This is a genomic window from Winogradskyella sp., from assembly GCF_965228925.1.
Taxonomy (GTDB): domain Bacteria; phylum Bacteroidota; class Bacteroidia; order Flavobacteriales; family Flavobacteriaceae; genus Winogradskyella.
This window is the reverse complement of the sequence record NZ_OZ245845.1, coordinates 2,530,095-2,555,638: the sequence shown is the minus strand read 5'-3', so window position 1 is coordinate 2,555,638 and position 25,544 is coordinate 2,530,095. Positions and strand designations below refer to the sequence as shown.

Sequence of the window (25,544 nt, the reverse complement as noted above, 5' to 3'; positions counted from 1 at the left end):
CTGTAGTTTCTTTTCCTTAACTTTAGGCTTCATTTAACTAACCTTAAAATAATGAGAAGATACCTATCTCTGCTATTCCTTATTGGCATAGCCACAATTTCTGCACAAGAATTTTCAATAGACATGGTCAAAAACATGGCGCCTCGCAATATTGGCCCTGGAGGCATGTCTGGCCGCGTTACAGCTATTGATGTTGTCCTTGACAACCCTGATATTATGTACGTAGGTACGGCTTCGGGTGGTCTATGGAAATCTACTTCAGGAGGTATTAAATGGGAACCAATTTTCGACAAAGAGTTAACAGCGTCCATTGGCGCAGTTGAAATTCAGCAATCCAATCCTAGTGTGATTTGGGTGGGTACCGGTGAAGGCAATCCACGTAATTCATTAAACGGCGGTTATGGCATCTATAAATCTTTAGATGGTGGTAAAAATTGGATAGCTATGGGACTTGAGAAAACCAGACATATCCATAGAATCATCGTTGATCCCACTAATCCTGATGTGGTTTATGTTGGAGCCATTGGTTCGCCTTGGGGAGAGCATCCCGAACGCGGTGTTTTTAAAACCACCGATGGAGGTAAAACCTGGAACAAGATCCTTTTTGCCAACAACAAAACTGGAGTCGCCGATTTGGTGATGGACCCTGGCAATCCCAATAAACTCATTGCAGCGCTTTGGGAACACAAACGTGATCCTTGGTTCTTTAATTCGGGTGGTGAAGGTTCTGGGCTTCACATAACGCATGATGGAGGAAAAACTTGGAAAAAAATAACGGACGACGATGGATTGCCCAAGGGTAATTTAGGTCGTATAGGTATAGCGATAGCACCAGGAAAACCGAATATCGTTTACGCCTTGGTAGAGGCTAAAAAAAACGCGCTATACAAAAGCACGGATGGTGGATTTAAATGGAAAAAAATAAATGATAAAAATGATATCGGTAATCGCCCGTTTTATTATTCAGAGATTTATGTAGACCCTCAAAATGAAAATAGAGTATATTCCATTTATACTTACGTTAATGTTTCAGAAGACGGTGGTAAAAATTTCGAACAATTGATGCCTGCCTATGGCGTAAGCAACGGTGTGCACCCCGACCATCACGCTTGGTGGATACATCCAGAAAATGGACAGTTTATGATCGATGGAAATGATGGGGGGATGAATATCACCAAGGATGGTGGTAAAACTTGGCGTTTTATTGGCAATTTACCAGTCGCCCAATTCTATCATATCGCTATTGACAATGAGTTTCCTTATAACGTATATGGCGGTATGCAAGACAATGGCTCTTGGCGAGGACCTGCCTATGTATGGCGTTCTCAAGGAATACGAAACAGCTATTGGCAAGAAATAAGTTTTGGAGATGGTTTTGATGTCGTCCCAGACCGAGACGATTCTCGCTATGGTTGGTCTATGAGCCAACAAGGCTATGTGAGTCGATACGACTGGCAAACTGGAAATAATTACGGGGTAAGACCGACACATCCCGATCCGGATGTAAGATTACGATTCAACTGGAACTCAGCCATAAATATTGATCCATTTGATAACAGTACTATTTATTTTGGCAGTCAATTTGTACACAAATCGACCGATAAGGGTGAAACATGGACCGTGATTTCCCCTGACTTATCTACCAACGATCCTGAAAAACAAAAACAATCCGAAAGTGGCGGATTGACCATGGATGCCACCGGTGCCGAGAACCACTGTACCATTTTGGTGATCGAGCCTTCGGTATTAGAAAAAGATATGCTCTGGGCCGGCACAGATGATGGTCGTGTGCATTATACAATAGATGGCGGCAACAATTGGACTGAGGTCACCAAAAACATTAAAGGCCTACCCAAAGGTAGTTGGATAGCACAGATTAAAGCATCAACCAAAAATAAGGGAGAAGCATTATTGATTGCTAACGATTACAGACGTTTTAACTATGAGCCCTATGCCTTTAGAACCAAAAACTATGGTAAGACTTGGGAACGTATTGTAGATGGAAATGATGTACAAAGTTACACACTGTCTATTGTTGAAGATTTGATGGAACCCAACTTATTGTTTTTAGGGACCGATGATGGATTGTATATTTCTATAAATGCCGGTGAAAATTGGACAAAATGGACCGAAGGTTTCCCTACAACTTCTGTGAAGGACTTGGTGATTCACCCTAGGGAACATGACTTGATTATAGGAACTTTTGGACGTGCCGCTTGGGTTTTGGATGATATTCGTCCACTACGTGAAATGGCCAAAGACAAGTCAGTGATGACCTCAACTATTAAGTTATTTGATCCACCAACAGCCTATCAGGCGGCATACCAACAACCCACGGGAAGTCGTTTTGGCGGTGATGCCCTTTACAATGGTGAGAATCGTGATTATGGCGCTACTTTCACTTATCTTTTTAATAAAAAAGAGCAGCCAAAGAAGGATGACGCTTCAACTGCGCTCAGCGACCAAAAGGAGAATGTCATTCAGAGCGATAGCGAAGAATCTGGTGACAAAAATGTTGTCAAGTGGGATTCATTAACGTTAAAACTGTACGATGGAAACCGTTTGATTAGAACTTTAAAACGTAAAGCGCCTAAGGAAAATGGTATGCAAAAATGGTCATGGTATATGAATGAAGCTGGCGTGAATTATCCATCGCGCACCATTAGAAAACGAACCAGAGAACCTGGAGGCGTTGATGTTAAGCCAGGAACTTACAAAGCCGTTTTACACTATGGCGACTTAACTTCGGAAACAACTATAAACGTTGCATCTGACCCAAGGCTCGGCGTTTCGCAAAAAAACATTAACGAAGTTTATACCGCTGCTAAGCAACTGGAAAAACTACAGCAGGCCGCTGCTGACGCCGTAAAACAGCTAGTTGAGAGTAAAAACATTGCTGAGAACTACAAAAAAGAGCTCACTAAACTGGATAAAGATGAGTTGAAAGACCAAATCAAGCTCTCAAAAGAAACGGTGAAAGCTATTGATAGTCTTATAGATCAATATTTAGGTAAAGTGGATAAACGTCAAGGGATCACCAGAAATCCAGAAGTGACACCAATGCAGCGTCTAGGTTTAGCTAGAAGTTATGTTAACAATAGCCAAACAGGGCTAACGGCAACCGAAACCACGCTTATAAAGCACACCAAAAATGCCTTAAACAATGTATTTGAAGCTACTAATACTTTCTTCAATACCACTTGGAAAGACTATCAAACGCAAATGCGTGAGCTTCAAATCGATCCATTTAAAGAAACAAAAACCTTCAGTACAGATTAATCAATAAAATCGATCATATGAAATCAAAAATTTTAGTTTTACTCATTGTGCTTTGTGTCTATTCTTGTAAAGAAGACAAAAAAGATAAGGACCTTGCCCAACGCGAAGTTCAACTTTATACGATAGAGCAATTTATGGACAATGAAGGCGTAGGTGGAGGAAGTTTCTCTTCTGATAACAGCAAGCTTTTAATCTCTAGTAATCGAACTGGAATTTACAATGTATACACGGTGCCTTCTACAGGTGGTGAAATGACAGCAATTACACAATCCGATAGCACCTCTTATTTCGCAAATTCTTATTTTCCTAAGGATGACCGCATGCTATTAAATGCAGATGGTAACGGTGACGAAATAAATCACTTGTATGTTAAAGAATTAGACGGAACTTTAAAGGATATTACTCCTGTCGAAGGTGCTAAAGCAAGCTTTTATGGATGGGCAAAAGATGATAAGCATTTATACTACGGCTCTAACAAAAGAGACCCTAGGTTCTTTGACGTTTATAAGATGTCTATTGAAGATTACTCATCCGAAATGCTCTATCAAAATAATGATGGTATGAATTTTACGGGGATGTCCGAAGACGAGAATTATTTTGCCTTATCCAAAACCGTCAATACGAACGATAGTGATTTATATATTTATAATGCAAGCACCAAAGAAACGATTAAGGTCAATGATAATCTAAGTGCCAATTCCGCTCAAGATTTCTCAAAAGACAACAGTAAATTCTACTATACCACAGACGATGGTTCAGAATTCTCTTATTTAATGTCGTACGATTTAGAGTCCAAGGAAAAGAAAAAGGTCGTTGAAAAGTCTTGGGATATTCTGGGTAGTGGTTTTACATCCAAGGGCACTTACATGGTCGTCTATGTCAATGAAGATGGGAAAAATGCAATAGAGGTCACAGACACAAAAACATCCAAGCCATTAGAACTTCCCGACTTCGGTGATAAAAGTATAACAAGCGTTAGTTTTAGTGATGATGAACAATGGATGCGTATGTATGTTGGTGGTTCTAATGCACCTTCAGACTTATACACTTATAATCTCGAGACCAAAGCACAACACCGAATCACGAATGTGCTCAATGAGGATATCAATCCAAAGGATTTAGTAACGGCCAAAGTGATCCGATACAAATCCTTTGATGGTGTCGAAATACCAGCCATTTACTATTTACCACATCAAGCCTCAGAGGACAACAAAGTCCCAGCGATGGTTTGGGTACACGGTGGGCCTGGCGGACAAACGCGCCAAAACTTTAGTTTCTTAATTCAGTATATGGTAAATCAAGGCTATGCCGTTTTGGCCGTTAATAATAGAGGTAGCAGTGGCTATGGGAAAACATTTTTCCAAATGGATGACAGAAACCATGGTGAAAAAGACCTACAAGACTGTGTTGAAGGCAAAAACTGGTTGGCCACTCAACCTAAAATTGATGGCGATAAAATAGGGATCATAGGAGGTTCTTACGGTGGTTATATGACTATGGCCGCATTGACTTATACTCCTGAAGAATTTGATGTTGGCGTGAATTTGTTTGGTGTTACCAACTGGATGCGTACCATGAAAAGTATTCCTCCTTACTGGGAATCCTTTAGAGAGGCGCTTTATAAAGAATTGGGGGATCCTTATTCTGCCGATTCCGTGCGTTTGAAGCGTATTTCACCATTATTTCATACCGATAAGGTCACCAAACCCCTAATCGTACTTCAAGGTGCTCAGGACCCAAGAGTGCTTCAAGTAGAATCTGACGAAATCGTAGCTGGTGTAAGAAAAAATGGTGTTCCAGTAGAATATGTATTGTTCGAAGATGAAGGTCATGGTTTTATTAAAAAAGAAAATCAGATTGAAGCCTACGGTAAAATTGTAAAATTCTTGGATAAATATCTCAAAGAAGATAAGCCACTTGACGGCGAAATAGAATCACAAGAAATTGAAAGTGAATCTGAGTAATGATTGAAATTGAGACCTATTATAGTTAATCCATGTATATAACGTGTCGAACAAAATCACATCCATCTTAATTATTTGTACACTCATTCTCAGTGCTTACCTCATCTATAGGCTGAGTAATAATCAAGTAGGTCATGAAATATCAGCAGTCGAATCGACTAAATCGGCTGCTGATTTCAATACATTGGTCTGGTCCGATGAGTTTGATGGTGAAGGAGCCATCAATTCTGAAAAATGGTTTCATCAGACCCAATTACCACCAGGGGGCAGTTGGTGGGGTGGATTAATTCAGCACTATACCGACCGTGAGGAAAACGCATATCTTAAAGATGGTCACCTGCATTTAGTTGCTAAAAAAGAAACATTTAAAGACCAGGGAAGAACAAAACAGTATACTTCTGCACGATTGAATTCAAAATTTGCGTTCACTTACGGACGTGTAGAAGTCCGCGCAAAACTTCCCAAAGGCACAGGTACATGGCCGGCCATTTGGATGCTTAATACAAACATTGATGAAGATGGTGCCTACTGGGATATTGAAGGATATGGCACTACTAAATGGCCTGATTGTGGTGAAATAGACATATTAGAACATTGGGGTAAAAATCAAGATTATGTATCAAGTGCTCTTCATAATGGCTCAAGTTACGGCTATAATGTTAAAAATGTTGGTGGACAAAACATAGCGAATGCTAGTGATGAATTTCATATTTACACACTAGAGTGGACAGAAAAAAACATGTCTTTTTCTGTTGATGGTAAGGAACATTTTAAATATCAGCCCGACCTTAAGAACACTAAAACTTGGCCTTACGATACCAATTACTATTTCCTGTTGAACATAGCGATTGAACCAGATATTGATCCCGAATTTGTAGAAAGCGATATGGTCGTAGATTATATTAGGGTATACCAATAAAGGGGTAGCTCTCAAATCTTTTACTTATATCTTAAAGCCTTCAGTTCTTCTATAGTACTTACACCTAATTGAACCATATTATTCTTTAGGTCATCACTTAGAATATGGATCACATGATTAGGGCCGTACTGGCCTAATGCTGCAACTCCATATAAGAATGGTCGACCTAGCATAACAAAGTCTGCACCTAGATATAGGGCACGCATCACATCCAATCCTGTACGCACACCACTATCAAATACAATAGGAACGCGCTTATCTACTTGATGTACAACATCTGATAAGGCCTCGATTGAAGCAGGTGCTCCGTTAAATTGGCGTCCACCGTGATTAGATATCCAAATACCATCCAGGCCAATTTCTATGGCTTTCTCCGCATCTTTTGGGTGTAGAATTCCTTTTAGGAGTACAGGACCATCCCAATATGTCTTTAGTGCTTTACAGTAATCCCAATCTAGAGTACCCCCTAATCGATTACCAACAAATCCGCTGACAAATTTAAAATCGGTTTGCTCGGTATAATCCTGAACCGTTCTGAGCCTTGGCAACCCTCTTCGCAGCGTATGGTAAGTCCAAAAAGGATGTTTTATCCCATCCCAAATTAGACCAGCTGTTAGTCTTGGTGGCATACGCATTCCGGCGCGCTTTGTGCGCTCGCGACGACTAGCCATAGGTACATCTGCCGTCACCACGAGTGTATGAAATCCCGATTGCTTTGCTCTATCCAATAGCGCAAAGGCCAGTTCCAAAGACTTCGGTGGATACAATTGAAACCAACCTTGTTGACCTACAAAAGGACCAACACGTTCAGGGGTTTCAGTAGCCACAGTACTAAGACAAAATGGTATTTGAAGTTGCTTTGCTGCTTTAGCAAGGATTAGTTCAGCTTCGGGCCAAATAAGACCCGTTAATCCTACCGGGGCTATACCAATGGGACAAGGGTAATGCTTATCAAAAAGTGTGGTATTAATCGTGGCTTCTAAATGCCCCTTACAAAATTGGGGTGTAAATTGAATGTCTCGAAAAGCTAATCTATTGCGTTCTAACAAAGCTTCGTCACCAGTACCAGACTCTAGATATTCCCAGGCCACGTTTGGAATTCTTTGCTTTGCTTTTTTGGCCAAATCCTCTATTGCCGGGAATTGATTAGCATACTTAGTTTGGTACTTTTGGTAAGACATTAAAGCAAATGAAATACGAATTTACTCTATCCATTTAAGACTGCCATAGTCTTCGATTTTTATCTGTTTTCCCTTTGTAGAAATTAAACCTTCTTTTTTAAATTGGGATAAAATCCTTATGGCCGACTCTGTTGCCGTACCGACAATGCTAGCGTAATCCTCGCGAGATAATATGATACTCAAATAGCCTTCATCATCCGTACCAAAATTATCGTGGATATACATTAAGATTTCTGCCATACGCCGTTTCACAGATTTCTGGGCCATATTAACCAAATTGACATCCGATTCCTTTAAATCGTTGGCCATTTCTCTAAGAACATCCATTGTAAACTTCGGATTCTTAGACAAATCATTCATGATTTCACTCTTTGGAATAAAACACATTTCCATATCATTTAGGGCAACGGCACTTAAATTGGTTTTTTGTTCAGAAACTAAGGAACGTTTGCCCAATAGTCCCCCTTTTACCACAAGTTTTACCACTTGATCCTTACCATTTTCACTGAGCTTCGTCAATTTGCACACGCCATCTCTAACACAATAGACGCCATTTAGCGTTTCACCTTCTTCAAAAATAACCTGGCCTTTTCTATATAGTTTACCTGTTTTACACGCTGAAACACGCATGAGCTCTTCCTTAGTGAGTGATTTTAAGGAATTAAATTCTCTAATAATGCATTGTTCACATTTACCCATACCAAATGATTTTTGTGACTACTCAAATATAAAGATTCCATGACAAATATCATATTTTAAGTTTGAAGATATTGTCACTTTTGTTACAGGTATTAATGAGCAAATTATAACATGGAAAACAAGGCCTGTTTTCATTGTGGTGACGACTGTGGTAATCAACCAATCGTATATCAAGACAAATCATTTTGCTGCAATGGCTGTAAAACAGTATTTGAAATATTCAGCGAAAATGACCTGACGTGCTATTACGATTTACAGAATTCACCAGGTGCTATTCCAAAGGAGATAGAAGGTAAATACGATTTTCTGTCGCAAGAAAATATTATTGAAAAACTCACAGAGTTTCGAGATGATAGTATCGAAATTGTGAGCCTTTATATTCCTCATATTCATTGTAGTTCTTGTATTTGGATTCTTGAAAACTTGAACAAACTCAACCCAAATATTTCTGATTCTCAGGTCAATTTTGGAAAGAAAACGGTGAGAGTTACCTATAATTCTAAGGCCACGGATTTGAAATCCATTGTGATTTTATTAAGTTCTATAGGTTATGAGCCTTACATCAGCTTAGACGATTTTGAATCCGGAAAAAAGCACATTAACAGAACCCTTATTTACAAACTGGGAGTGGCAGGCTTTGCCTTCGGAAATATTATGTTTTTATCCTTCCCAGAGTATTTCGAAATCAACGAATTCTGGCTGGAGAAATACAAATATTTTTTTCGATGGTTAATGTTTGCACTGTCTGTGCCTGTGGTGTTTTATTCTGCACAAGATTACTTTATCTCAGCATACAAAGGCCTAAAAGCAAAACTTTTAAACATTGATGTCCCCATCGCTTTAGGTATCTCTGTCCTTTTTATAAGAAGTACCATTGAAATCGCTTTTGACATAGGCTCAGGCTTTTTCGATAGTTTAGCTGGTTTGGTATTCTTTCTTTTAGTTGGTAAATTTTTTCAACAAAAAACCTATAATTTTCTTTCTTTTGAACGCGACTACAAATCGTACTTCCCAATTGCCGTCACCAAAATTGATAGAGCGGGTAACGAAAATGCCATCCAAGTCTATGATATAAAAAAGGGCGATCGTCTTTTGATCAGAAATGAAGAATTAATTCCTGTAGACGGTATCCTAATTAACGGAAGGGCAAAAATAGACTATAGTTTTGTGACTGGAGAATCGCAAACGGTATCAAAGCAATCTGGGGACAAACTCTTTGCTGGCGGTAAACAAACCGCTGGCGTTATTGAGCTCGAAGCCATTAAATCAGTTGCACAAAGTTATCTCACTCAATTATGGAGTAACGATGTCTTTAATAAAAATAAAGAAGATGGCTTTACCAATATCACCAACGCCATTAGCAAACATTTCACCATAGCCATTCTAACCATCGCTATCGTAGCCACAAGCTTCTGGTTGTTTATGGATGCAAGTAAAGCTATGAATGTATTTACTGCCGTATTGATTATTGCCTGCCCATGCGCTATAGCACTTTCTGCCCCATTCACCTTTGGTAATCTATTGCGCATTTTTGGTAAGCTGAAATTCTACATTAAAAATGCAAGTGTCATCGAACAATTGGCCCAGATTAACACGGTAATTTTTGATAAAACGGGTACCATTACCTCTAACCAAAGTAATAGCGCGGAATATGATGGTGCGCATTTGTCTGAATCAGAAAGCTTGGTACTAAAGAATTCCCTTCGTGGATCCAATCATCCGTTGAGCAGAACCCTATACCATATTCTAGATGAGCACAACATCATTACACTTGACCAGTTTGAGGAGCACGTGGGTAAAGGTATTGAAGCCAAGCACGATGATATAAGTCTTAAAATCGGATCGGCGAGTTTTGTCGGTAATCCTGAGGTAAGCTCCACTTTAAATACGACAGTACATATTAGCAGTAATGATACCTATAAGGGAAAATTTACTTTTTATAACAGCTACAGAAAGGGTGTTGCTAAGCTTTTCAATCAACTAAAAAAGCATTTTGATTTAGTCATTCTATCTGGAGATAATGAAGGAGAACGCGAGAACTTAAAAAAGCTATTGCCAGCTAAAACCAAATTGATTTTTAACCAAAAACCTGAAGATAAGCTAGAGTTTATTAAGTACCATCAATCCGAAGGCGCAAAAATCCTTATGGTAGGTGACGGTCTTAACGACGCTGGTGCTCTAGCACAAAGCGATGTTGGTATAGCGATCTCCGAAGATGTCAACGTCTTCTCCCCTGCCTGTGATGCCATTTTGGATGCTACAAAATTCAGAGAATTATACCCCTATATAAAGGCGTCAAAATCTGCAATTAAAATTATTAAATGGAGCTTCGTACTCTCATTCATATATAATGTTATCGGCTTATATTTTGCCGTCACAGGTCAATTAGCCCCCGTTGTGGCAGCCATATTAATGCCATTGAGTTCTATAAGTATTGTCGTCTTTACAACCATTTGCACCAATCTTTTAGGACGGAAATTGAAATAAGGCCCATCCCATCCTTCCCAGCGGGAAGGAGAAATAACTAAACGGTGCGCTATATATAATTCAAAAATGTTGAACCTATTCTCAGTAATAGTTATTCAAAAAAGCATTATTTGATTATTCCCTTTCCTCTGGAAAGGTCTCTTACGCTTATAAGCTTTAGCGACGAAACGGTTAGGGAAAGGCTTGAAAATTGAAATAAAAAAAATCGACATGATAAAAGTCATGTTTTAAAAAAAGGTTCAGGAGTAAATTTGGACCATAACTTCAAATAGGTATGAGTGTTATATATATCGTTTTAACGGTTAGTGTCATTGTTGGAATAGCTTTTTTTATCGTCTTTTTATTGGCTGTAAAATCCGGGCAATACGATGACAGCTATACGCCTTCCGTTCGCATGTTATTTGAAGACGAACTGGTAAAAGAACCTTCTAAAGAATCAATACAGACAAAAACTGACTAATTTTTTTAATATGGAAATGCAACAATTCTATTACGATAACAAAATCGTCAAAAAATTCCTCTACGCTACCATAGTTTTCGGTGTGGTCGGGATGCTGGTTGGGCTTATTCTGGCCTTTATGTTTTTATTCCCAAACATGACCGATGGTGTTTCGTGGCTAAGTTTTGGCCGATTGAGACCATTACATACCAATGCAATCATTTTTGCTTTCGTAGGTAATGCCTTGTTTGCAGGTATATACTACTCTATGCAGCGCTTACTCAAAGCTCGAATGTTTAGTGATTTGCTCAGTAACATCAACTTTTGGGGTTGGCAATTAATCATTGTTGGAGCGGCAATCACCTTACCACTTGGCATCACTACATCCAAAGAATATGCTGAGCTAGAGTGGCCATTTGATATTGCCATTGCTCTGGTTTGGGTCGTTTTTGGTATTAACATGATCGGGACCATTTTAAAGCGTCGTCAACGCCACCTGTATGTTGCCATCTGGTTTTATATCGCCACATTCGTAACTGTTGCAGTACTCCATATTTTTAATAGTCTAGAATTACCGGTTAGTGGCCTTAAGAGTTATTCGGTGTATGCCGGTGTCCAAGATGCCTTAGTACAATGGTGGTATGGACATAATGCCGTCGCATTCTTCTTAACCACACCGTTCTTAGGCTTAATGTACTATTTCGTCCCTAAAGCCGCAAATAGACCGGTATACTCCTATCGATTATCTATCGTCCACTTCTGGTCCTTAATTTTTATCTATATCTGGGCAGGACCTCACCACTTGTTATATACAGCATTACCAGAATGGGCACAGCATTTAGGCGTAGCGTTCTCAGTAATGCTGATAGCACCGTCTTGGGGTGGTATGATTAATGGTCTTTTAACCTTACGTGGTGCTTGGGATAAAGTTCGTACGGATCCAGTTCTAAAATTTATGGTGGTCGCCATTACAGGCTATGGTATGGCCACTTTTGAAGGCCCAATGCTTTCACTCAAAAACGTTAATGCCATTGCACACTTTACCGATTGGATTATTGCTCATGTCCATGTTGGTGCTCTGGCATGGAACGGCTTCCTCACATTTGGTATGATTTATTTCTTAATCCCAAAATTGTTTAAAACCAAATTGCATTCTATTGGATTAGCAAACGTACACTTCTGGATAGGCACCTTAGGTATTATCCTTTATGCATTGCCAATGTATGTCGCTGGGTTTACACAAGCTAGTATGTGGAAACAATTTAGACCAGAAGGTAACTTAGTGTACGGTAACTTCTTAGAAACCGTAACAGAAATCATCCCCATGTACTGGATGCGTGCCATAGGTGGTACATTATACCTTATTGGTATGCTCATCTTAGTTTATAATGTCATCATGACCGTGGTGAGATCAAACTCTAAAGTTACTGATGAACTAGCGGAAGCACCAGCATTACAACGTGTATCAAAACGCAGAGTTGCTGGCGAAGGATGGCACACTTGGTTGGAGCGTAAACCTGTGTTGTTAACCATTTATGCGACCGTTGCCATATTAATTGGTGGTATTGTTCAGATTATCCCGACCATCGTTGTAAAATCGAATATACCAACCATAAGCAGTGTAAAACCTTATACACCCTTAGAGCTAGAAGGACGCGATCTCTATATCAGAGAAGGTTGTGTTGGCTGCCACTCACAAATGATACGACCTTTTAGAAGCGAGGTTGAACGTTATGGTGAGTACTCTAAAGCTGGAGAATTTGTTTACGACCACCCATTCCTTTGGGGAAGTAAGCGAACGGGGCCAGACCTACATCGTGTAGGAGGTAAATATCTAGATTCCTGGCATTTTAAACACATGTATGACCCACAAGAAATATCGCCTGGCTCTATAATGCCTGCTTACCAATGGTTGATTAGAAATGAGTTGGATACATCCATGACCGAGAAGAAAATGGAGGCTATGGTTTCGCTTGGTGTGCCTTACACAGAAGAAGAGATTGCCAATGCACAAGAACTGATGAATGTACAATCTGAAGCTATTATAAAGAACTTAAAAGAAGATCCAGATCTGTTAGCTTCATTCGAAAGTGGCAAGAAAGAAGCCCTTGCTAATGGTGAAGACTATGTAGAAATGAAAGACCGGGAGATCATTGCGCTTATCGCTTACCTACAACGCTTAGGTACGGATATAAAAGTGAAAGACATCGCTAACGAAACCGCTCAAAACCAATAAGATCATGCTAAAATTTGTAAAAAACCATATGGAAAGTATCTCGGGTATAGAAATCTACCCGATCATATCCTTGTTAATATTCTTTATCTTTTTTGTGGCCTTGTTTTATTGGGTTATTACCGCTAAAAAAGAATATATCACGACTGTTAGTAATTTACCCTTAGACAACAAAAACAACAACACAACATCATGAGACATTTAATTCCATCATACATAAGAGTTCCCGTTGTATTTTTAGCCATTGTCGGACTTGTAGAGTACTTTGTTGATTCTGGTGATCAACCGGCATTTATGGAGCAACCCATTATAATGCTATTCTTACTATTAGTCTTACTCATATTATTAGCTATAGAAGGTATCGTAGGTTCTATGGATAATATCCTTTACCAAAGTTTGGATGAAGAAGCCAAGGCCAGATATGACGCTCAAAAAGTAGCACCTTCAAAACTAACCCTTTGGATAAAAAAGACCTACAAAAAGCTTCTTGGTTCTCGACCAATTGAAGAAGAAGGCGAAATTATATTAGATCATAATTATGATGGCATCAAGGAACTAGATAACAGTCTTCCGCCATGGTGGCTCTATGGCTTCTATGCTACTATTATATTTGGTGTGGTCTACATGGCACGCTATCATGTTTTTAATGCCGATGACCAATTTGTAGAATACGAAATTGAATATGCCGAAGCACAACGCGCCATTGAAGAGTATAAAAGAACCGCAAAGAATTTGGTCGACGCCAATACGGTTGAAGTGTTGACCGAAGCTGCCGATTTAAATGCTGGAAAAGCCATCTTTGAAGGCAAATGTGTTGTGTGTCATAAGGCTGATGGTGGAGGTGGTATCGGGCCAAACCTTACCGATGAGTATTGGATTTTAGGTGGTGGCATTAAAAATGTATTCCGTACGATTTCTGAAGGCGGTCGTGATGGTAAAGGTATGGTATCTTGGAAAAAAGAAGGCTTAACACCACTTGAAATGGCGCAGGTCGCTAGTTATGTTTTGGAATTCCAAGGGACTACCCCTGCCGAACCTAAACCCGCTGAAGGCGATCTATGGGTAGATGAGACTGCCGAAGATGCTAATAGTGACGATAGTGCAGAAGGCTCAGAGCCTACTGATGCGACCGAAGAAGAGGCTGTGGTAGAGGAAACTACTGAAGCAGAGACCAACGAATAGAAGAAAAACTGTCCCAAAAATAGAGCATGGAAACGCCAGCAAACGAAGTTTTTAGAGATTCCATAGGCACCATCAATGAAGAAGGTAAGCGCAACTGGATATATCCTAAAAAACCATCTGGTTGGTATTACGACAAGCGCAAAATCGTCAGCTATTTCTTATTGGTCTTTTTATTTGCTGCTCCATTTGTAAAAATCGGAGGAAACCAATTTTTAATGTTCAATGTCATCGAAAGACGATTTAACATCTTTGGTTTTCCGTTCTGGCCACAAGACTTCCACCTTTTCGTTATTTCTATGATTATAGGTGTTGTGTTTATCACACTATTCACAGTAGGTTTCGGACGTATATTTTGTGGTTGGATTTGCCCACAGACCATTTTTATGGAAATGGTCTTCAGACGTATTGAATACTGGATCGATGGCGATCGCAACAAGCAAATGCGCTTGGACCGCCAAAAATGGAATGCTGAAAAAATCAGGAAACGACTTTTAAAATGGTTTATATTTTTAGTGGTCTCCTTTTTAATTGCCAATGTATTTCTGGCCTATCTCATAGGAGGCGACAAGCTACTGAATTATGTAAAAGATGGCCCATTTGAACATTTAGGCACTTTAATACCACTGCTCATATTTACCGGAGTCTTCTATTTTGTTTTTGCTTGGTTTAGAGAACAGGTGTGTATTATAGCATGCCCTTATGGTCGCTTACAAGGTGTACTCTTGGACAATAAATCCATTGTTGTGGCTTATGACCATAAGCGTGGTGAAGGCAAAAACGGCAGAAAGAAATTTAGAAAAAATGAAGATAGAGCAGCTTTAGGACATGGTGATTGCATTGATTGCTTTCAGTGTGTGCATGTATGTCCTACAGGTATTGATATCAGAAATGGTACACAATTGGAATGTGTGAATTGTACGGCCTGTATTGACGAGTGCGATACCATCATGGAAAAAATCAACCTTCCGAAAGGTTTAATCCGCTATGCCAGTGAAGAAAACATAGAAAACAAAGCGCCTTTTAAGCTTACAGCACGAATGAAAGGCTACATTGCCGTATTGGTGATTTTAATCGGCGTCTTAGCCGGAATGCTAACGCTAAGAAATGATATTGAAGCACGCATTTTAAGATTACCTGGCCAATCCTACGAACAAAAAGGAGAAAACATCATTAGCAATGTCTATACCTACAAATTGGTTAATAAAACCTCTAATGATATAGAAAATGTAAGCTTTAAATTAAGAGGTATGGACGGCGATATAAAATTGGTCTCTGCTACCGATCAATTCATAATTAAATCACAGGAGTTTGCGGAGGGGACCTTGTTTATAGAATTGAAGAAAAGTGATTTATCAGGCGATAAAAATAAATTGAGAATAGATATCTACAGTAATGACGAATTAATTGAAACTACTACTGTAGGTTTTCTAGGGCCGCGAAACTATAATTAATGTATTCGAGATTTGAAATTGAAAATTTAGTCTAGCAAATTGTCCCCTTGAGGATTAGCGAAATTAAAGCTATTGCTTTAATTGAAGATACCGAGCGTAGCTCATTGGGGTGTTCTTGCAGCACTAAAACCAATGGTTTCAAAAAAATAATTAAGTAAAGATTCTGAAACGAGTTCAGAATGACAAAACTAAAATATGGAGGTTCCCGTTTTCACGGGAAGTAGAGACATGAAAATAAATTGGGGAACAGCAATCGTTATAGCATTTGTAGGCTTTATAGGGTTTATCATGTATTTTGTGGTCAATATGGCTGCCAATGATAAGTATGATCACGACTTGGTCGTAGAAGATTATTATCAACAAGAACTAAAATTTCAGTCTGATATAGATAAGGAAGAAAATTCAAAAACCTTAAAGACCAATATCACTTGGCAAAAAACCCAAGATGGTATTCTTATTACATTTCCCAAAGACTTGGATATAAAAGATATTAAAGGTAAAGTGTTCCTATACAGACCATCTAATAAACAATTAGATTTTGAAACTCCTATTTCATTATCTAACCACAATTTGCTCATACCTGACAATCGTTTACTAGATGGTCGCTGGAACATTAACATCGATTGGACCTACAACAACAAGTCCTATTTATTTAAAGAACAAATCAATTACTAATATGCTATACTCGGCATTCATATTAGGTCTATTGGGGAGTTTACACTGCGTTGGTATGTGTGGCCCCATTGCCTTTATGCTGCCGGTAGACCGTTCCAATTCATTCAAGAAAGTCAGTCAAATAAGCATCTATCATATCGGTAGATTAATAGCTTATAGTTTAATTGGCTTAGTTTTTGGACTAGTAGGCAAAAGTCTATACATCTTTGGTATACAACAACAATTGTCTATTGCGATAGGTCTTCTCATGATTGTTTTGGTGCTGATTCCATATAAGACCCTCGCCAAATACAATTTATCCAAGCCGCTGAATAAGATGATTTCTAAAGTAAAGTCCAATCTAGGCCAAGCACTCAAGAAAAAAACAGCGGATACTTTCATTACAATCGGATTTTTGAATGGATTTTTACCATGTGGTTTGGTCTATATGGCCGTTTTTGGAGCCGTTGCTACAGGCAGTTTGCTACAAGGTGGTTTTTATATGGTACTATTTGGTCTTGGTACCATTCCTTTAATGACTTCTGCTATTTATTTGGGCAAGTTTTTAAATCAGAGCATTAAGCAGCGTATACAAAAAGCCATTCCCGTATTTGTAGTAATTATAGGAGCCTTGTTTATCCTTAGAGGTCTAGGTTTGGGCATTCCTTACCTCTCCCCTGCACCAATAGTAGAGATGGCTTCTAGCGCTATGGATTGTCATTAATATAAATCCACTTTTGATTTTACTTGGTATAGTCTTTGATGCAAAGAGAAACTATATCAATTAAATTCAATCAATCATGAAGAAAACTATTCTAGTTCTTATTTTATTTGTTTCAACATTTAAATCCACGTCACAAGATGCAAGTGTCGAAAAATCTGTATTTGGTATTCAAACAGGTTTTCTGGGTATTTGGATACACAACGAATCTAAACTATCCGATGCCATTGCTTTAAGAAGTGAACTTGGTCTAGATGCCGCTATTTTTAGCGATAATTTCGTTGGTAATTCGAGCTTTATTATGGTACCAGCTTTAACTCTAGAACCGAGATGGTATTATAATCTTAACAAACGTGCCGCCAAAAAAAGGCGTATCGATGGTAATAGTGGAAACTTTATTTCGATAAAAACGACCTACCATCCGGATGTTGTTATTGGATCCTTAGCTGATAATGTGACTTTTATAAGTGACATTTCAATAATTCCAACATGGGGTATACGGCGCAATATCGGCAAATACTTTAACTATGAGACTGGTATTGGCGTTGGATATGTTCATTACTTTGAAGAAGACAATGTTATCCTTACTGAAGAAAGTGGGGTAGCTATAAATTTACATCTAAGAATCGGATTCCGTTTTTAATAGTAAGATCGATGAATTAGCGTATACAAAAGGTGATTCCTGTATTTGTGTAGTAATTACAGGGGGTTTGTTTGTCCTTAGAGGCTAAAGTTTTGCTATTCCTTAGCTCTCTCCTACACCAATTACAGCAATGGCTTCAAGTACTATATGGATTGTCATTAAAAGTTTATATTTACCTTATATTAAAAGTTTCAATTCTTGAATAACAGCAACAACCGATCTTACGAACCAAAGGGCGTAATAAAAACAATGACTATCCTTCACTACGCCTATAGTCTCGCAGTATTGGTATTTGGAACTATTGCATTATACATCACTGATAATGCAACAATGAACTTGAATGATACGAATGACATCTTTTTTTATTTGGTTCCTATATTAGGAATGGGCGGACCTATAGCTAGCCATTTTATTTTTAATAATCTTCTAAAAGCCGTTCATGCAAAACCAACATTAAAGGAGAAACTTGTGAGTTATCAATCAGCTAGAATCATTAGATTGGCACTAATTGAGGGACCGGCGATTCTAGGTATTGTCATCTTCATGACTACCACTAATCTATTCTATCTTGTTATTTCTGGAGTATTATTGGTCTATATGATTTTTCTCAGACCAACACACTCTGTGATTAGAGAAGATTTAAACCTTAATGCCGAACAGGATCGCGAGCTTAGAGAAGCTTTAAAATAAAAAACGCCAAAGAAATTAATCCTTGGCGCTTTAACTTGATATTAAATAACACTAACTAATAAACATCAAGAACTATATTTTAAAGGTCATTACCGGTAAAGTCGAATGATTGGCAATATCTTCAGAGATGCTACCTTCAAAGAAATGGGCTAGGCCTTTTCTACCATGTGTTGCTACCGCAATTAAATCGGCTCCAATGGTATTAGCAAAATTCAAAATGCCCTTCTCGATAGAATAATCCGAAACGACATTTACATTATCCAGATTATCTAAATCGCCATCGGCTTTTTTCAAAAACAAGGACACCAACTTATCTATTTCTGTTGAACTCTTAAAATTCCCATCAGGGGCATTCACATAGACCAAGTGCATCTTCGCTCCGAGCTTTTTAAAGGTAATCCTAGCATTGAGATAAGGCGTGATGGCTTCTTCGGAAAAATCACTGGCAAAGACGCCATTTTCAAAATCCAAAAGAATAGGATTGTGCTTAATCACTAATACCGGAACATCTGCATGACGCACTACTTTCTCCGTATTAGAACCCACCAGCACCTCTTTTACGCCACTCGCACCATGAGAGCCCATAACAATAAGATTAGCATCGTGCTTATTGGCTACCTCATTGACCTCGCTCCAGACCTTAAAGTGCTTCACTATTGGCGTTATCTTAATACCATCTAAGTAAGGTTTATCTAAAAATGCCTCAAACTTTTGTTCCGCTAGTTTAAGGTAAAACACGGCCTCTTCGTTAATTGAATTTTCGTCTGCAATAAGTATCGCATTAGATAATTCTAACATATGCAATACAATAAGTTCTGAACCATATTTTTGGGCCAAATTAGCCGCAGCTTCCAGGGCAAATTCTGAATGCTCCGAAAAATCTATAGGTACAATAATTTTTTTCATAGTATTCGTTTTATATGGTCATTGAGAATAATTGGGTATTTGGCTTTTTGCGTTGCAATAGCAAATCAAAGGCCATACAAATATTTCTTATAAAAGGTCGCCCTTTTTCAGTTACGGTCATTTGCTTTCTTCCAAAAACAACTAAACCATCGTGTTCTAATTCTTTAAGTTTAATGAGTACCTCCGGTAATTCTGCAAAGGTCATTTCGGGTGCTGTCCAAGAGGTCTTAAAATGGCACATTAAATTGAGAATATGTCGTCTGATTTTGAGATCTTCGTCACCGAGAATATGACCTCTATATACGGGGATAATATGCTCATCAATAAGTCGATAATAGTCACTTATGGATTTTACATTTTGTGCAAATCCGTACCAGCTATCGCTGATTGACGACACGCCCAAACCAATCATCGCTTGGGTTTTTGATGCGGTATACCCCATAAAATTGCGGTGCAGGGTTTCATTCTGCATAGCTTGATATAGCGCATCTGTTTGTAATGCAAAATGATCCATCCCTATCTCCACATAGCCTGCTTTTTCTAGCGTATATTTACCCGTTTCGTATTGCTTTCGCTTAGATGCGGCACTCGGTAAATCGGCATCCTTGAAGCCGCGTTGCCCGTTCCCCTTTATCCATGGCACATGCGCATAACTGTAAAAGGCAATGCGATCTGGCATTAAAGCCTCGGTCTTTTTGATGGTTTCTATAACATCCGCCTCGGTCTGAAAGGGCAAACCAAAAATTATGTCATGTCCAACAGAGGTGTAGCCTATGGTTCTGGCTAAATCGGTCACACGTTTTACGTTCTCAAAAGGCTGTACACGGTTAATAGCTTTTTGAACCTCAATATTATAATCCTGAACGCCAAAACTTACACGCCTAAAACCTAAGTCATAAAGTACTTGCAGATGTTCAGCCGTGGTATTGTTCGGATGGCCCTCAAAACTAAATTCGTAATCCTCCGCTATTTCAGAAGCTTTAAACAGTTCAGAAATGAGGAACTTTAAATTTTCTGGTGAGAAAAACGTTGGTGTACCACCACCAATATGCAGTTCCTTAATTTTAGGTTTTGCACCTAATAATGTTCGGTATAAGCTCCACTCCTTTAAAACGGCTTTTATATAGGGTAACTCAACCTCATGACGTTTAGTGATACGTTTATGGCATCCACAAAATGTGCAAAGGCTTTCGCAAAATGGCAGGTGCACGTACAAGCTTATACCCTCTTTACGGTTAGATTCATCAAAGGACTGTTTCAGTACTTTTTCCCATTCGTGTAACGAAAATGAGCCCGTATCCCAATACGGAACCGTTGGGTAACTGGTATAGCGTGGACCTGCCACATTGTATTTATTTACTAACTTTTGGCACATATTTATGTTTGTCTTACATCAAAATTACTCGTAAGGTGCTGTAAAAAATATGATATTTGTCATGTAACGATTTAATAAACAGTTAAATGCTAAAAAGTACATCTTTTGAAGTGACTCTTGCCGATAAACAGAGTGTTATCTTGCCAGACGCTCCTATTGCCGATTTTTTAAAAGGAAATCATAAACGCATTAAGGTAAAAGCATCTTTTGAGGATAAACAACTCGAATTCTATGCGGCCTTAAAACGCGAAAAAACAGGGCTATATCGCATCTATTTTAGTAAGGCCAAACAAAAGGCCTTAGGCGTATTTATGAACGATTATTTTCAACTGCAAGTGTTTGAGGATACGTCTAAATACGGTGTAGACATGTCCGAAGAATTAGAAGCGGTGCTGCTAAGCGATTATGACGCTTATACCATTTTTGAAAACCTCACACCAGGAAAACAACGCAGTATTATATACACCATTTCAAGATATAAATCAGCTCAAATGCGCGTCGATAAAGCTCTAATTCTTACAGGAAATCTAAAACGTGGTATTACTGATCCTAAATTATGGTTAAAGAAGCCTTGATTTCTTTTTGCATTGCAGCACTTATATCCTTAACTTTACTCGTCCATTTTGGCGCTTGTATAAATAAGCAACTAACTTAAAAAAATATACCATGAAACATCTAAAACTTACCTTATTAGCCTTCAGTATTATTTTTGCAACGGCCTGCAAAAATGGTAAAAAAGAAACAGAGGAAGTAAAAGACAACACAACAACCAAAGAAGCTCCTGAAACGACAAAAATAGCAATTGCACCACTTACGGATTCCCCTGCCTATGCTGATGCCAAGCTTATGTTAGATACGCCGCAAAGCATGACAGTTGCAGAAGCTGGCGAAGTTGATTTTAACTTTACTCTAGAAAATTATGTGCTTGGAGATCAAACCGATAGTCCGAATGCGCAAAAACTAGCCAATTCTGGCAAAGGGCAGCACATTCATTTTATATTAAACAATCAGCCCTATTCTGCACACTATGAGCCAAATATTAAAAAAGAAATTCCTGCAGGTGTGCATCATCTTGTTGCTTTTTTAAGCCGTTCATATCATGAGTCCGTAAAGAATGACAATTCTATGGTAGTTAGAAAATTAGTGGTTGGTGAAAATGCCCAAGATAGTTTAGGTTTGGATATGGAGGCTCCTACTTTGATATACAGCAGACCAAAAGGTACTTATGTTGGGAAGGATACCGAAAATTTACTTCTGGATTTCTTTGTGTTAAATACTGAATTATCAGAAACTGGTCATAAAGTCTTAGCGACTATCAATGGTGAATCATTTACCATCTCAGAATGGGCACCGCAAGTCGTGACAGGTTTACCCATGGGAGAGGTCACCATTAAATTACAATTAGTAGATGCTGAGGGTAAGGTGTTGCCAGGACCTTTCAACACGGTTGAACGTAAGGTGACATTAAAAGCTGAGTAATATAAAAGCTAACTCAACGGTTAAATAAAAAGGTGCGGCAAATGCTGCACCTTTTTGTTATTAGAGTCTTGTGCTATGTATTCTTAACTTATAGCTGAAGTGTTGTGATGCCATAAATAAGTAATATATTTGCATAAATTCCCTTATTGCAACTAAGTTGCAATAATATATATCAGGACATGACGCTATGAAGATAAAAAATGCTAACCTAGACATTATCGCATTGACAAGTTCGCTAATTTGTGCTATACATTGTGCAGTTATACCTGTAGTACTCTCTTTTTCATCCTTAAGTAGTTTGCACTTTTTAGAAAACCCATATATAGAATGGTGTTTTATTTGTTTAGGTGTTTTATTTGTTTTTATTTCGCTTTGGCCTAGCTACAAAAAAGTTCACCATAAATTAAAACCACTACGTTTTGCATCTGTAGGTTTTTTTCTGATTGCGATCGGGAGATTCGAATTTACGGCGTTATGGGAAATTGGTAATACAGTGTTTGGTGCTTTATTGGTATCAATTGCACATTACTTTAATTGGAGATTTTTAAGAACACAGCATCATAAGCATTAAATGATTAAAACAGAACATCTAAAGTTTTATTATAAAGAAGGTGAAGACAGTTTTGGCTTCCCAGATATTGATTTAAAAAAGCAAGACAACCTACTTATTTTAGGTAAGTCAGGAATAGGAAAAACAACACTTTTACATCTCTTAGCAGGTTTATTAAAGCCTATAAGCGGTAAGATATGTATTGATGACGTCGATATCAGTTCCCTATCTGCGAGTAAATTAGACGCTTTTAGAGGAAAGCATATAGGGCTTGTATTTCAAAAGAATCATGCGGTGCGTTCATTAACGGTCTTCAAGAATTTACAAGCACGCCTATTTTTAAGTAAAAAAGCCGTTGATAACCCTATTATTGACGCATTACTTAAAGACTTGGGGCTGACCGAACAAAAACATCGTAAGATTGGCGCCTTAAGCGAAGGCCAATTACAACGTTTAGGTATTGCCTTAGCGGTAATACACAATCCAAAACTCATTTTGGCAGACGAACCGACCTCAAGTTTGGATGATGAAAACTGTAAAATTGTCATTGAACTGCTAAAAAAACAGGCCGAAAAAAACAATGCCAATTTAATAGTCATAACACACGATCATAGAGTAAAACCCTTCTTTCAAAATTCCATTACCTTATGAATATCTGGAAGATTAGCATCGAAAATATAAAGTCAAAGCCCCTGTACACTGTATTAAGTGTTTTTATGTTGGCATTAAGTATTGCACTGCTCTTAGGCATCCAGCAATTAAAAACCTCTTTCGAGTACCAAATGGAAAATAATTTAGGAGATATTGATTTGGTCATTGGTGCCAAAGGAAGTCCACTTCAACTCATCCTATCTTCGGTATTGCATTTAGACAATCCTACTGGTAATATTCCTTATAAATCAATTGATAAGTTTCGAAAAAATCCCTTAGTCAAAAAGGCAGTGCCCATTTCTTACGGGGACAATTACAAAGGCTTTAAGATTGTTGGAACGACCCCAGAATTTACGACCTTTTACGGTGCTGAATTGAAGGAAGGGCGCCTTGTGCAAAAATCCATGGAAGTGGTATTAGGTCATAGCGTAGCCGAACAGCTTCAACTTAAAATAGGGGATACATTTTTAAGTTCTCACGGATTGGTAGATAACGATGTCCATGTACACGACGAAGAATTAATAGTCGTCGGTGTTTTTAAACCTACACAAAAAGTAATAGATCGCTTAATAGTGACCAATTTAGAAAGCGTATGGGATGTTCACGACCATGATGAGCACGACACGCACGAAGATGATGAACAACAGGTTGAAGACCAAGATGAGCATCATAAAGCACATGAAAGTGAGGATGAGCAAGACCATGATCATGAAGCGCACGAAAATGAGGACGGGCATAACCATGATCATGAAGCCCATGGAGATGAAGATGGACATGACCATGATCATGAAGGGCATAAAGACGAGGATGAGCATGGTCATCATCACGAAGACCATGGCGATGAAAAGGAAATTACGTCGCTATTAATTACCTTTAGAAATCCGTCGGCGCTCCTAACACTTCCAAGAAGAATTAACGAAGACACCAATATGCAAGCCGCATTGCCAAAATATGAACTGAATAGGTTATATGAGTACACTGGTGTGGGGTTTAAAACCATTTCTTGGATAGCTTATATCATTCTCATTATTTCTGGAATGACTATCTTTATAAGCCTATATAAAATGATAAAAGAACGTGCTTTTGACCTAGCGCTTTTACGAACTTACGGCGCCAGTACCATACAATTAATAAAAATGGTAACTTACGAAGGTCTAATTATAGTCTGTTTTGCATTTGTAATTGGTTTTTTATTTGCAAATGTCGGGCTGCATGTATTATTCAATTATCTTGAAAGTGGACACCAGCAAATCATGTTACAAAGCTTGCCATTTAATCAAATATTACAAATCATTGGCCTGGTTTTTGTAATGATAGTTTTATCCATTTCATTGGCTATATACCCAATTATGAAAATGAATATATCAACAATCTTAAGTAATGAAAAATAAAATTTTAGTCGCTTTTATAACGCTTACTTCCTTTCTAGGTTATGCACAAAAAAATATTACTTGGCAAGATTTGGCAGATGTAAGTTTCGAAAGAAAATACTTCCCTGTATATGACGAGTATTTTTTATACCCAAATTTTTCGCCTTCCGTCAAAGCCTTAGAAGGGAAAAAAGTAAGTATAACCGGTTATTTTTTAGATATCGATCCACAAGGAGAAGTATTCATTTTGTCTAGAGGACCAATGTCGTCGTGCTTTTTCTGTGGTGTTGGCGGACCTGAAACAGCTATGGAGCTCCATTTTTCCTCTAAACCCTCCTTTAAAATGGATGATATCGTTACCATTACTGGCGTACTACAACTCAATAGTGAAGATATCAATCACTTTAATTATATTCTCAATGATTGTGAAGGTCAACTCGCCGATTAATTAGGTATTTCTGGAGTTTATATCCAAAATGGATACAAGTATTAGGATACTTTAGATTTAAATGATTTCAGTCATCTTTTCAAATGACCCACTTATATTAAACCCACGCAAAATATAATTAAAGACATAGCTAGCTTATGACATGATTAATCGTTTATGTATAATCGCAACTGGGTTGCGTTTAAAGATTTCTTAGTAAATTTGTATTCAATTTTTTTTAAAT

The 25,544-nt window shown here is 38.3% G+C and carries 23 protein-coding genes; 19 read left to right on the top strand and 4 right to left on the bottom strand.

The window, feature by feature from the left end:
- Nucleotides 1–51 precede the first annotated feature (51 nt).
- Genes ACO052_RS10390 through ACO052_RS10380 form a run of 3 tightly spaced genes read left to right on the top strand, consistent with a single transcriptional unit; the run spans nt 52 to nt 6,162 of the window.
- A complete protein-coding gene (locus ACO052_RS10390; protein ID WP_422107946.1) occupies nt 52–3,279 on the top strand; it encodes a VPS10 domain-containing protein in 3,228 nt (1,075 codons plus the stop codon).
- Between the two features lie 17 nt (nt 3,280–3,296).
- Nucleotides 3,297–5,243 (top strand): S9 family peptidase, encoded by a 1,947-nt coding sequence (locus ACO052_RS10385; RefSeq protein ID WP_422107945.1) that lies wholly within the window; start codon nt 3,297–3,299, stop codon nt 5,241–5,243.
- A gap of 43 nt (nt 5,244–5,286) precedes the next feature.
- Nucleotides 5,287–6,162, top strand: a complete 876-nt coding sequence (locus ACO052_RS10380; protein WP_422107944.1) for a glycoside hydrolase family 16 protein — start codon at nt 5,287–5,289, stop codon at nt 6,160–6,162.
- Between the two features lie 20 nt (nt 6,163–6,182).
- Here ACO052_RS10380 and ACO052_RS10375 read toward each other — a convergent pair whose 3' ends face one another.
- Both ACO052_RS10375 and ACO052_RS10370 read right to left on the bottom strand, forming a co-directional pair.
- The gene (locus ACO052_RS10375) at nt 6,183–7,343 is read right to left on the bottom strand and encodes an alpha-hydroxy acid oxidase (RefSeq protein ID WP_422107943.1); all 1,161 of its coding nucleotides are present in this window, start codon (nt 7,341–7,343) and stop codon (nt 6,183–6,185) included.
- Between the two features lie 21 nt (nt 7,344–7,364).
- The gene (locus tag ACO052_RS10370; protein WP_422107942.1) at nt 7,365–8,042 is read right to left on the bottom strand and encodes a Crp/Fnr family transcriptional regulator; all 678 of its coding nucleotides are present in this window, start codon (nt 8,040–8,042) and stop codon (nt 7,365–7,367) included.
- Between the two features lie 111 nt (nt 8,043–8,153).
- On the opposite strand from ACO052_RS10370, the gene ACO052_RS10365 reads away from it, so the two are divergent.
- From ACO052_RS10365 to ACO052_RS10320, 10 genes are all read left to right on the top strand, one after another.
- Nucleotides 8,154–10,529: a heavy metal translocating P-type ATPase gene (locus ACO052_RS10365; protein ID WP_422107941.1), complete on the top strand. Its 2,376-nt coding sequence runs from the start codon at nt 8,154–8,156 to the stop codon at nt 10,527–10,529.
- A gap of 274 nt (nt 10,530–10,803) precedes the next feature.
- Nucleotides 10,804–10,989, top strand: a complete 186-nt coding sequence (gene ccoS / locus ACO052_RS10360) for a cbb3-type cytochrome oxidase assembly protein CcoS (protein WP_422107940.1) — start codon at nt 10,804–10,806, stop codon at nt 10,987–10,989.
- A gap of 10 nt (nt 10,990–10,999) precedes the next feature.
- Nucleotides 11,000–13,204 carry a cytochrome-c oxidase, cbb3-type subunit I gene (gene ccoN, locus ACO052_RS10355; RefSeq protein WP_422107939.1) on the top strand — a complete coding sequence of 735 codons (2,205 nt, stop codon included), beginning with the start codon at nt 11,000–11,002 and terminating at the stop codon, nt 13,202–13,204.
- Nucleotides 13,205–13,208: 4 nt separating this feature from the next.
- Nucleotides 13,209–13,397: a CcoQ/FixQ family Cbb3-type cytochrome c oxidase assembly chaperone gene (locus tag ACO052_RS10350; RefSeq protein WP_422107938.1), complete on the top strand. Its 189-nt coding sequence runs from the start codon at nt 13,209–13,211 to the stop codon at nt 13,395–13,397.
- Nucleotides 13,394–14,383 (top strand): cbb3-type cytochrome c oxidase N-terminal domain-containing protein, encoded by a 990-nt coding sequence (locus tag ACO052_RS10345; protein ID WP_422107937.1) that lies wholly within the window; start codon nt 13,394–13,396, stop codon nt 14,381–14,383. Before ACO052_RS10350 ends, ACO052_RS10345 begins: the two co-directional genes overlap by 4 nt.
- 26 nt (nt 14,384–14,409) lie before the next feature.
- Complete coding sequence (gene ccoG, locus ACO052_RS10340; protein WP_422107936.1) at nt 14,410–15,834, top strand: cytochrome c oxidase accessory protein CcoG; 1,425 nt, start codon at nt 14,410–14,412, stop codon at nt 15,832–15,834.
- A gap of 228 nt (nt 15,835–16,062) precedes the next feature.
- Nucleotides 16,063–16,509, top strand: coding sequence for a FixH family protein (locus tag ACO052_RS10335; protein WP_422108060.1), 447 nt, complete (start codon nt 16,063–16,065; stop codon nt 16,507–16,509).
- 1 nt (nt 16,510) lies between these two features.
- The gene (locus ACO052_RS10330; protein WP_422107935.1) at nt 16,511–17,212 is read left to right on the top strand and encodes a sulfite exporter TauE/SafE family protein; all 702 of its coding nucleotides are present in this window, start codon (nt 16,511–16,513) and stop codon (nt 17,210–17,212) included.
- Between the two features lie 76 nt (nt 17,213–17,288).
- Nucleotides 17,289–17,852, top strand: a complete 564-nt coding sequence (locus ACO052_RS10325) for a hypothetical protein (protein ID WP_422107934.1) — start codon at nt 17,289–17,291, stop codon at nt 17,850–17,852.
- A gap of 249 nt (nt 17,853–18,101) precedes the next feature.
- Nucleotides 18,102–18,542: a hypothetical protein gene (locus tag ACO052_RS10320; RefSeq protein WP_422107933.1), complete on the top strand. Its 441-nt coding sequence runs from the start codon at nt 18,102–18,104 to the stop codon at nt 18,540–18,542.
- A 72-nt stretch (nt 18,543–18,614) separates the two neighbouring features.
- Here ACO052_RS10320 and ACO052_RS10315 read toward each other — a convergent pair whose 3' ends face one another.
- Entirely contained in the window at nt 18,615–19,448 is an 834-nt protein-coding gene (locus ACO052_RS10315) for a universal stress protein (protein ID WP_422107932.1), read from the bottom strand.
- Nucleotides 19,449–19,458: 10 nt separating this feature from the next.
- Nucleotides 19,459–20,823: an oxygen-independent coproporphyrinogen III oxidase gene (gene hemN / locus ACO052_RS10310; protein WP_422107931.1), complete on the bottom strand. Its 1,365-nt coding sequence runs from the start codon at nt 20,821–20,823 to the stop codon at nt 19,459–19,461.
- Between the two features lie 86 nt (nt 20,824–20,909).
- On the opposite strand from hemN, the gene ACO052_RS10305 reads away from it, so the two are divergent.
- The 6 genes from ACO052_RS10305 (at nt 20,910) to ACO052_RS10280 (ending at nt 25,321) form a co-directional block, all read left to right on the top strand.
- Entirely contained in the window at nt 20,910–21,398 is a 489-nt protein-coding gene (locus tag ACO052_RS10305) for a YdeI/OmpD-associated family protein (RefSeq protein ID WP_422107930.1), read from the top strand.
- Nucleotides 21,399–21,489: 91 nt separating this feature from the next.
- A complete protein-coding gene (locus ACO052_RS10300; RefSeq protein ID WP_422107929.1) occupies nt 21,490–22,302 on the top strand; it encodes a hypothetical protein in 813 nt (270 codons plus the stop codon).
- 187 nt (nt 22,303–22,489) lie between these two features.
- Complete coding sequence (locus ACO052_RS10295; protein WP_422107928.1) at nt 22,490–22,873, top strand: MerC domain-containing protein; 384 nt, start codon at nt 22,490–22,492, stop codon at nt 22,871–22,873.
- Nucleotides 22,874–23,503, top strand: coding sequence for an ABC transporter ATP-binding protein (locus tag ACO052_RS10290; RefSeq protein WP_422107927.1), 630 nt, complete (start codon nt 22,874–22,876; stop codon nt 23,501–23,503).
- Nucleotides 23,500–24,894 carry an ABC transporter permease gene (locus tag ACO052_RS10285; protein WP_422107926.1) on the top strand — a complete coding sequence of 465 codons (1,395 nt, stop codon included), beginning with the start codon at nt 23,500–23,502 and terminating at the stop codon, nt 24,892–24,894. Before ACO052_RS10290 ends, ACO052_RS10285 begins: the two co-directional genes overlap by 4 nt.
- Nucleotides 24,884–25,321 carry a hypothetical protein gene (locus ACO052_RS10280; protein WP_422107925.1) on the top strand — a complete coding sequence of 146 codons (438 nt, stop codon included), beginning with the start codon at nt 24,884–24,886 and terminating at the stop codon, nt 25,319–25,321. Before ACO052_RS10285 ends, ACO052_RS10280 begins: the two co-directional genes overlap by 11 nt.
- The last annotated feature ends 223 nt before the right edge of the window (nt 25,322–25,544 follow it).